Origin of the sequence: Pseudobacter sp. (assembly GCF_051955275.1) — a bacterium.
In the GTDB taxonomy this organism is placed as follows: Bacteria; Bacteroidota; Bacteroidia; order Chitinophagales; family Chitinophagaceae; genus Pseudobacter.
This window is the reverse complement of the sequence record NZ_JBQCGW010000013.1, coordinates 24,894-33,435: the sequence shown is the minus strand read 5'-3', so window position 1 is coordinate 33,435 and position 8,542 is coordinate 24,894. Positions and strand designations below refer to the sequence as shown.

Below are 8,542 nucleotides of genomic sequence, written 5' to 3'. Positions count from 1 at the left end.
CAGAAACACCAAGTCTGTGCCCTCTTCCATACCTTCTTCGTCGACCGTCGGCACCGCTTGGAGTTCGGCAACCTCCTCATCCAGGTTTAAGTCCATGTTATTGATAATATTCCAAATAAAACCCTGTTTTTGCTGCAGCGTATAGTCAGGTCCAGCCCGTCGCTCTATCTTTATTATATCACAAATTTGTCCTCGGTTTGGCTTATAAAAACTCCATTCTGTTAGATCAACTTTGTACGCTGGATCTGTCCGTCCAACGACACAAACATAACGCTTATAAGGATGGTGCGGGCTATCATCTATTTCCACAACTCCATCCACTGGTGTAACCAAGTGCGTTACATAGGTGCCTTCCGGATAACCCGGCCCCGCATTTAGTGTTTGAAAAAGGACCATCAGCTCGTTGGGCCGGACTTTACCATAATTCGTTGGATACCAGAGAGCATTATCCGGAAAACGCAGATCAAAAATGTCCCCAACATTATATTCCAAATATGCCCACGCGTTACCCCCATCCCGGGTCACGCTCTTGATCCACTTAATAGCTCGATCATTATACATGATATAAAAATAGAAAAAATACATATAAAGACGTTATAATTGATGATCTAGCGTCCCTTAAATATTACTTTATATAAGGAACTGATAAACAACGTGACGCGTGGTTTTAATATGGGGAAGTTCAAAAGGTTCGAATCGGTAATTACAAATTCAAGACCGACAAGTTGGTTTGTAGCTTGAAAAATTAAGCGATTCCAAGACTCATAATGCTACAATATAGAAAGGAGGTCAAAAATATATTAAACACGGGCCGGGATTTATCTTTTTATGCGCATTGGTTTGACCGATAGCAAATAAATTTTTACTTTTAGTTGATAGACAATTTCCCAACCAACCTGATCATGAGGCTGCACTGAATTGATGCCACCGACTTAGAAGTCGATGCGCTAGTCTATTTACAATATTAAAGCCTGAGTTAAATGAATGGTCATGCGCTTCCAATAGGGACTTCGTTGAGAGATAATGGCTATGTAATTGAGCGTGTCTTAGGACAAGGTGGATTTGGCATCACCTATAAAGCTATTGACCAACTTAATCGTCCCGTAGCAATAAAAGAGTTCTACCCTTTAAATTTTTGCTACCGTCAAGATCTTAGCGTAGTAAAAATGCCAGGATACACTGGAGTCTTTGATTTTGAGAAATACCGAGATGAGTTTTTTAACGAGGCAAGAACATTAACAAAATTTGATCATCCAAACATTGTTAAAATCCTTGACGCATTTAAGGGTAATAATACTGCCTACTTTGTAATGCATTTTGAAGAGGGACAGACATTGCAAGAGATTTTAGGTTCCAAACTTTACTTGTCCGAGTCTGAGACCTTAAAATATATGAAAGAAGTTGCCCATGCTCTCGAATATATTCATTCCCAGGGAACTTTACATCGTGACATTAAACCCTCAAACATAATTATCCGAACTAATGGTAAACCAGTATTAATAGACTTCGGCGCAGCAAGAGAACTAGTGTACGGAAACGAAGAACATACTGCAATCTTATCCCATGGATTTGCTCCGTTAGAACAATACGATAAAAATGGGAAAAAAGGGCATTTCATTGATGTTTACGGATTGTCTGCTACCTGTTATTACTGCCTAACTGGTTCAGTTCCCTTGAGGGCAGATCATCGGTTACAACAAATAATGCCTGAACCAATTTCAATCAACCCGAAAATTTCGGACGAGTTGAATAGCATTATTGTGAAGGGGCTTGAACTAGATACGGAAAATCGCTTTCAATCAATTTCCAAGTTTCTATACGATTTAACTTCTGTTTCTGTAACAGATGAAGATGAGCATGATTTAATTGATAGTCAAAAGAATGGGCTGAATGTAATTGACCATTTCATAAATGATGAGGAAACTAATGTTTTGATCTTGACTGGTGCTGTAAATACCGGTAAGACAACACTCATAAAAAAATATTTAGCGCGTTCCAATAATCCGAATTTGGCTTTCAAATTATTAACTGTAGGAAGTCGAATAGCCGAGCAGTTAATGCTAACCAGCGGATTGGAAGCTCAGAGTATATACAGGTTCATCTACAATTTTAACATCCCTTCTGTTGTTGATAGGGACGAAAAGGAAAGCATCGACTTGGAAAAGTCGGACGTGTCAGAAACTGATATTAAACGTGCATATTATTCCGTTAAAAACAACTCTGACGGCGATGAAGTTATTTATATTGTTGACGAAGCACAACTTCTTTCAGATAGTTTTAGCGAAAATGAACTTTTTATTTTTGGGTCAGGAAAGCTTCTAAATGACCTTATTCATTTTATTGATTTTAAGCAACACCCAAAAAGAAAGTTGATCATAGTTGGCGATGACAAGCGACTAAGCCGAGGAACAAATGAGGAATCTGCTTTGTCAAAGAATCATTTGAATAATACCTATCAACTTAGTACAAAATTTTTTGAATTAACCGATATAATTATTGACGAGCATCAAAGGGGTATTTTAGATTGCGTTAAAACACTTCATGAGTCAATAGCAAAAGGTATATTCAACAACCTGCTAGTCGCCGATAATCAAATTAATGTTCATAGAATTAATAGGGAAGAATTCACGAAGAACTACGAGAAACTAACTTCATTAAACCAATGTATTTTTTTGACGTATTCAAATAAACATGCTCTTGACGCAAATATTTCGATACGCCGGGACTTACTGGGAAGGACAAGCATTCTTGAGAAAGGGGATTTGTTAACAATCAATAATACGATATTCGTATCCGGCCCGCTGACAGGCTTATTTCCTATGCAGATTTATAAAGGAGAGATTGTGGAGGTTATGTCTGTTGGAGATCAAGATATAAAACCAGTCTATCTACGAGGAAAACCAGTCATTAATTTGGTTTTTCGAAAGGCCAGGGTTCTAATTCCGAGGTATCAAAAAGAAGAGGAAATAACAATCCTAGAAAATTATCTTCGGGTCGAAAAAGATATTTCGAAAGAAGAACGATTGGGGCTTCTGTTACTGGCAAGAAATAATTTCAAACAGAAGAGTGGAAAGAATCAAGCTGACAAACACGAATTCACTAGCTATCTCAAAACTGATCCCTATTACAACAGTGCCTTTGTGAAGTATGCATATGCAATGACCTGTCATAAGGCGAATGGTGTTAAGTGGAACTATGTATTTATTAACTGCGAAACGGAAAAGGCTAAAGCTAACGAAGAGTATTTTCGGTGGTTATACACCGCGATCTCATGCGCAAAATCGAAAGTTTATTTGATTGGATTTTCGGACATACATCCATACATAAAAATTGAGTGGAGGGAACGCCTTGATGTATTTGATCGTTTTGAAAAAGCTCAGCGCAATGTTTTTAACGTGCCATTGGACGTGACAATACCAGAGAATCTAAAGCCACAAATTGATAAACTGAAGTTTCCTGCTCAGTTTCCATCACTGCCGGTGATCTGGTATATGATTTCATCAAAACTTAGTTCCTATCATATTCAAGTTACCAAGATAGAACATCACAGCTATCAAGAACTTTACTCATTTGCGAATGAAAACGGCCATACCGTTAAGATTAGGTTTTATTACAATGCTGACGGCAAGTTAACTAAGAGTACTCCGTATCCAAAGAATGAGTTTTCTGAACAAATAATAAAAATTCTAGAAAGTGAGAACTCGACAATCGACACAAATTTTCCAGAACTATTTTTAAAAAACCTTTATGAAGATTTTAAGAACACTTTGATCCAAAATAGAATTAATATTGTTTCAGTAGAACATGAATCTTTTCATGAAAAGTACATGATCGCTAGAGACGATGAATTCATACTGTTAACCATTTATTACAATTCGGATGGATTTATTACAACTTTCTTACCAATAAAGTTTAATTCTCACACGCTTTATCAAGAAGTGAAAGATTTAGTTGAATCGAATCTAAGGAGGAAAAATGCATAGTATTGAAAGCTATTCCAGATACCTTCATCAACTCGTTAAGGAGGGTAAATATGAAAATGTCATTATCAATTTTCGTGAAAATTGTGTAAATTTTAAGAAAGAGGAAATTGCGAACAATTCCTATATAGTTGGCGACCTATTAAAATGTCACAGGGAGCAAAATGGCCTATTAGGTGGTTTGGAATTTTTAATAACATATGAGGTCGACGTGTTTAAGTTAAAAGACAATTATTCTACCAATCAGTTAGGTTGGCTGTTTCATAATATCCTTAAGACCAGTGAGCAAGACCAGCAGGTATTAGATGGTGTTGTCATGCAGTCAATAGATTTTCTAAGTAAGATTTCTTTCTTAGATGAAAAGAATGGGTTGCTAATTACCCAATTACTCGTTAAGGTAATTGGGTATGAGAAAAAGCGGAAGCCTATTAAAGCCGACAACTTACTGAACCTGCTGAAAGGAATAAACATAAAACACAATCAAGTTAAAGAGGTTATTGCTTCAGACGCGTATGTTGTAAGTGGGATTATGGACATTTTTAGGAAGTCAGGACATGTGGAGAGAGCTTTTGGTTTTATAAAATTTTTAGGAATTTCAGTTGATTCAAAAGTACCGGAGCAAATCCTTAATTCTTTTGGTTGGTGTTTATATTCACGTTTAAAAAATGAAATCAATGATGAAGAGGAAGATGATTCTGATTCTCAATTTGACTCGCTATTGGTAGATTTAGAAGACAACCAAGGTAATGACAATCTACAGTTACCTGATTTGCACCTGACAAATGAGACATTAAATCTAATATCGAATTATATTACCCTGTTCTCATTAGATTCAACCTACTCTCCATTTTCAAGATTGTTTAAATTGAGCCTTAAAGCGGAAAAGCAAAAGTCAAATCCAAATTGGGCTTGGATCGAGAGTTTTTTGACTCCATTTAGAGATAAGGCACTGAGCCAAAATTGCGACACAATTGATTTTGTAAAAGGAGGGAAAAACAAAACAGTCGAGTTAGCTTCTGATCTAGAGACCTGGCATGCATACTACTCATTGTCGCTCTTGAAGCAAAAGAAATTTCAGGAGTGCATTGATATTTCGAAACAAGCATTATTTACAATCGAGAGGTTCCACTACAACAATGATTTATGGTTCGCTAGAAAAATAGCGCTTTCGAACAAGGGCTTGGGAAATATTCCTCAGGCTATAATTGAAATGCAGGTGATTGAACGTAGAAAAGGAGAGTGGTTCATACAAAAAGAACTAGCTGAATTATACTTTGGGAATGGTGACCTTGAAAAAGCAAAAAAATTTGGGTGTAAGGGTGCCTTAGCTTATGGCGACAAAGAAAAAAAGGATGGTCTGTTTTTTCTACTTGGGCAAATATTCAAAGATGGAGGAGACACAGTTTTAGCGTTCAAACATTTCTTGCTCGTTAATTTAATTAGGGATGAACAGGGATGGTTTGTGCCAAATAAATTGAAGGTCGTGCTAGAGGAAGTCTACACAGAAGGAAGCGCATATGCCAATTCAGGTGCTCTTTACAAAGAACTGCTTAAGACCTGGAGAGAAAATTCGGATGGCGATAGCAGTAACTCTCAAAAGGATACGGGAAAAATTATTAAATTGAACGATCAAAAGCATATAGGGTCAATACAAGGCAAAAACGGCGTTCGGTATTTTTTTCATTTTAACGATTTTAAAGATCACAAGGATATGATAAGAGTAGGCGCACAGGTCAATTTTATGATTAAACCACCAAAAGATGATCGCCTGGGAATGGATTTAGTCGCCCATAACATACGACTTAAGAAGTAAATCGTTATTGATATCTTTACAAATTGCTTCCAATTTGATTATTATTTTATTAATTAAGATCCGGGTTATCCAAAATATATTCAGCTTTAGAGTTTACCGTGTTTAAGACCCTGTTAATAAATCGTTCCGCCTCTTGAGGGTTTAGTATTGTATTTGACAGAAAGGCGCTCATACGCAATAGGATATCTTCAACTTATCCCAAAGCAGCGTGGAGGTTTCCAAGTATATTCTTCCCTGCACTGATTTACTTAAAAATCTGCCCAGGTATTATTCTAATGCCACCTTGCAAGGCAAGCGTTTAGTAATGGGTTCGATCTTTTCCGGCAAATTAATTTTTGAGAAAAATTATTATCGAACCACTGGTGTCGATCCTGTCTTTGCCGAAATATGCAGTATCAGCGCGGGTTCTGGCGGAAATAAAAATGGGACCTTCCGATTTGATTTCGAAAAGTCCCATGAAGTACCGCGTACGGGATTCGAACCCGTATCACCACCGTGAAAGGGTGGTGTCCTAACCCTTAGACGAACGCGGCGTTGTAAGGGGGTGCAAATATAGGAGAAAGAATATTTATCTCCGGTATTTTCCAAATTTATCTTCAGCAATATAAAACCCGGTGAAAAGCAAGACAGCATTTCCGCCTGGAAATATCCCAACAGATTAAGAATTTTTACCCTAGTTTGCAGCTGTTTATACCAAAGTGCGGAGATTTTGCTGCCAGATGAACCATACAATGAATCTAAACTGCTCTCACGTATTGCGGAAGGCGATGAACTGGCGTTCTCATTACTGTTCATGCACCATCGCGGAAAGATTTACTCCACCACTTTTAAATTGACCAACTCACGGCAGATGGCCGAGGAAATTCTGCAGGACGTTTTCCTTAAAATATGGCTCAAACGAAGCCAACTCCAGCATGTTGAAAATTTTGAAGCTTACCTGCATGCCATTGCGCGCAGGGCTGCCTACAGAGGAATAAAGCTATTGGCCAGGGAAAAACAATTCCTGGCGCCGGCTATAGAAGAACCTGCCTTTCATTTTACCGGAGAACAAATACTGGAACTGAAGCAGTATAACCTTGTGCTGCAGCAGGCAATTGACCGGTTGCCACCCAAACAGAAGGAAACCCACCTGCTCATCAGAGAGGAGGGGTTAACGCGGGAAGAAGTTGCCGCCAGACTGGGTGTGTCAGCTGAAACAGTGAAGTATAATATGAGCGAGGCTACAAAAAAGATCAGGGCCTATTTCATGGTACATACTGATTTGCTACCCGTTCTCCTCATCCTGGCCGGAACCCTGAAAAAAATTTCCTGATCTTCCCCCCCTTGATACAAATTTTGGCCTCAATGTATACAGACCTAAGCCTAATTCCATTTTAACTATGACACAAGACCGACTTTCCTATTTGTTTGAACGCTGCTTAAGCCAGTCCGCTACACCCGCAGAAAGGGACGAGTGGATCGCAATGGCAGCAATGCCGGAACATGAAAATATTGTTAATGAGCTGCTGTCGAAAGCTTACGATGAAGCTGAACCTGCGGATCAACCTGACCAGGCAACCAGTAACAGCATATTGTCTGCTATTTTTGGCAGTACTGAATTGCGTCCGGAACCACGCAGGATCTTCTTCCTCCGTCAATGGAAGATTGTAGCCGCAGCAGCTCTCCTGATAGTAGTGTCAACCATACTCCTGGTCGTATATTCAAACAGGCCGGTAAAGAAAAATTCAGAAGATTTTGTCCACGCAAATCAGATCCTGCCCGGCCAGAAGGGAGCCATCCTTACCCTGGCAGATGGTACCCAGGTTGCACTGGATACCATCAAAAATGCTGTAGTGGCCCTGGAAAACGGCGTCACCGCAAAGGTGAATAACGGTTCACTCATGTATGAAGGTGATGGAGATGTGGTTGCCTACAACACTATGTCCACCCCGAATGGCAGACAATTTCAGCTTACACTGCCAGACGGCACCAGGGTGTGGCTGAATGCGGCCAGTTCCATCCGTTATCCAACCTCTTTCAAAGAAAACAATCGTAGAGTGGAAGTTACCGGTGAGGCATACTTTGAGGTGGCTAAAAACCCTTCCAGAACTTTTGTAGTGGATGTAAACCGGAAAACGGAAGTGGAAGTGTTGGGAACAGAATTCAATGTAAATGCTTACGATAATGAAGCCGATCTGCGCACCACGCTCATTTCAGGGGCAGTGCTGGTTTCAGCTGGCCCCACTGCTGAAAAAATCCGCATGCGTCCCGGCCAGCAGGTCCGGTTCAGTAATAACGGCCTCCAGGTTTTCGAGAATGTGGCGGTTGCTAACGTGGTAGCCTGGAAAAACTGGAAGTTCAACTTCGAAGGAAAATCGTTCGTGGAGATCTGCCGTGAATTAGAGCGCTGGTATAATATAGAGATCGTTTTTGAAGGAGGCATACCGGAGAAATCCCTTTGGGGAGGCATGTCAATGGATGTTCCATTGAGCGGAGTGCTGCAATATTTTAAAGGATTGGATATACGATACAGGGAGGAAGGAAGAAAACTGATCATCATGCCCTGAGAGATATAAAGAATATTAAACCGGATCAGCCGGTAAAAACAAAACCGGAAGCGCTTGGACCCGCTCCCGGAACGTTCGGCTGATCTAAACGGTGTGTCAACCATTTATTTACTACCAAACATTGCAAATCTATGCAAAAAAACTGCTATGTACTTTCCTGCAGCCAGTCAAGGCGTCGGAGGCAGGCCAAAATCATGAGAATA

At 39.6% G+C, this 8,542-nt stretch carries 5 protein-coding genes and 1 tRNA gene; 4 read left to right on the top strand and 2 right to left on the bottom strand.

Annotation, left to right across the window (positions count from 1 at the left end; genetic code table 11):
- Window positions 1–585, bottom strand: a 585-nt coding sequence (locus tag ACTHMC_RS01740; protein ID WP_440410296.1) for a hypothetical protein, incomplete at its 3' end; no start/stop codon positions are given.
- A 395-nt stretch (window positions 586–980) separates the two neighbouring features.
- On the opposite strand from ACTHMC_RS01740, the gene ACTHMC_RS01735 reads away from it, so the two are divergent.
- Together ACTHMC_RS01735 and ACTHMC_RS01730 are read left to right on the top strand one after the other, a co-directional pair.
- Complete coding sequence (locus tag ACTHMC_RS01735; protein WP_440410294.1) at window positions 981–3,983, top strand: protein kinase domain-containing protein; 3,003 nt, start codon at window positions 981–983, stop codon at window positions 3,981–3,983.
- A complete protein-coding gene (locus tag ACTHMC_RS01730; RefSeq protein ID WP_440410293.1) occupies window positions 3,976–5,793 on the top strand; it encodes a hypothetical protein in 1,818 nt (605 codons plus the stop codon). The genes ACTHMC_RS01735 and ACTHMC_RS01730 overlap by 8 nt, the downstream gene beginning before the upstream one ends.
- A 461-nt stretch (window positions 5,794–6,254) precedes the next feature.
- Here ACTHMC_RS01730 and ACTHMC_RS01725 read toward each other — a convergent pair.
- Window positions 6,255–6,326, bottom strand: a tRNA-Glu gene (locus ACTHMC_RS01725).
- 176 nt (window positions 6,327–6,502) lie between these two features.
- Here ACTHMC_RS01725 and ACTHMC_RS01720 point away from each other — a divergent pair.
- Both ACTHMC_RS01720 and ACTHMC_RS01715 read left to right on the top strand, forming a co-directional pair.
- The gene (locus tag ACTHMC_RS01720; protein WP_440410291.1) at window positions 6,503–7,105 is read left to right on the top strand and encodes an RNA polymerase sigma factor; all 603 of its coding nucleotides are present in this window, start codon (window positions 6,503–6,505) and stop codon (window positions 7,103–7,105) included.
- Window positions 7,106–7,172: 67 nt separating this feature from the next.
- Complete coding sequence (locus ACTHMC_RS01715; RefSeq protein WP_440410290.1) at window positions 7,173–8,339, top strand: FecR domain-containing protein; 1,167 nt, start codon at window positions 7,173–7,175, stop codon at window positions 8,337–8,339.
- Window positions 8,340–8,542: the final 203 nt, after the last annotated feature.

Excerpts from the sequence above, each read along its gene's own strand:
- ACTHMC_RS01735 (WP_440410294.1), top strand. The coding sequence starts at position 981 with ATGAATGGTCATGCGCTTCCAATAGGGACTTCGTTGAGAGATAATGGC.
- ACTHMC_RS01730 (WP_440410293.1), top strand. The coding sequence starts at position 3,976 with ATGCATAGTATTGAAAGCTATTCCAGATACCTTCATCAACTCGTTAAG.
- ACTHMC_RS01715 (WP_440410290.1), top strand. The coding sequence starts at position 7,173 with ATGACACAAGACCGACTTTCCTATTTGTTTGAACGCTGCTTAAGCCAG.